This window comes from Paenibacillus maysiensis (assembly GCF_000520815.1).
GTDB lineage: Bacteria > Bacillota > Bacilli > Paenibacillales > Paenibacillaceae > Paenibacillus > Paenibacillus maysiensis.
This window is the reverse complement of sequence record NZ_ASRY01000244.1, coordinates 1-947: the sequence shown is the minus strand read 5'-3', so window position 1 is coordinate 947 and position 947 is coordinate 1. Positions and strand designations below refer to the sequence as shown.

Annotated in this window: 1 protein-coding gene and 1 pseudogene; both read left to right on the top strand. The window is 51.8% G+C overall.

Annotation, left to right across the window (positions count from 1 at the left end; all coding sequences use genetic code 11):
* On the top strand, window positions 1-383 hold a 383-nt coding region (locus L696_RS0117450; RefSeq protein WP_025684788.1), incomplete at its 5' end, for a glycine cleavage T C-terminal barrel domain-containing protein.
* A gap of 130 nt (window positions 384-513) precedes the next feature.
* Window positions 514-947: pseudogene (locus L696_RS28755) on the top strand (glycine dehydrogenase); the annotation flags it as partial.

Genomic DNA, 947 nt, shown 5'->3' with positions numbered 1-947 from the left:
TGCCGCTGTACGGACAGGAGCTGTCCGCCACGATTTCACCGCTGGAAGCTGGTTTAGGCTTCTTCGTCAAGCTGAATAAGGGAGATTTTATCGGCAGAGAGGCTCTGCAACGCCAGAAAGAACAAGGCATTCCGCGCAAGCTGATCGGGCTGGAAATGCTTGACCGTGGCATCCCGCGTGCCCATTACCCCGTGTTCGCGGAAGGACAGCAAATCGGCGAGGTCACAACTGGAACCCAATCGCCCACCTTAAAACGTAATCTGGGTTTGGCTCTGGTGGACAGCCGCTTCAGTTCCCTATCCACGTCGCTGGAGGTCGAGATTCGTGGCAAGCGCCTGCGCGCCGAGGTGGTAGCAGCACCCTTTTATAAACGTCCACACTGATTTAAACGCTCGTCTTACTATAGCGATCGTGATCCGTTACTAACCGCTGCCCAGTTGGCAATCATTTATTAATCATTTGTTAATCGTTTTACGTTTTTACGATCTTGTTGGTTGAAAGGAGCCAGACCCAATGAAACAGCATCGTTATCTTCCTATGACCGAGCAGGATCAAGCTGAAATGCTGCGCGTGGTCGGCGCATCGTCCATCGACGATTTATTCAGCGATATTCCTGAGGTGATCCGGTATAAGGGGGAGCTGCCCCTGTCTTCTCAGTTAGACGAAAGAGCCTTAACCCGCCACTTATCAGGACTGGCCGGGCAAAATGCCAATACAGACACGCACGCCAGCTTTCTCGGCGCAGGGATTTACGATCATCATATTCCGTCCGTCATCCAGCATATCACTTCGCGCTCGGAATTTTATACGGCCTACACTCCTTATCAGCCGGAAGTAAGCCAAGGCGAGCTACAAGCCATCTTCGAATTTCAGTCGTATATTTGCGAATTAACAGGCATGGCTGTAGCCAATGCCAGCATGTATGATGGAGCGACTGCGCTGGCAGA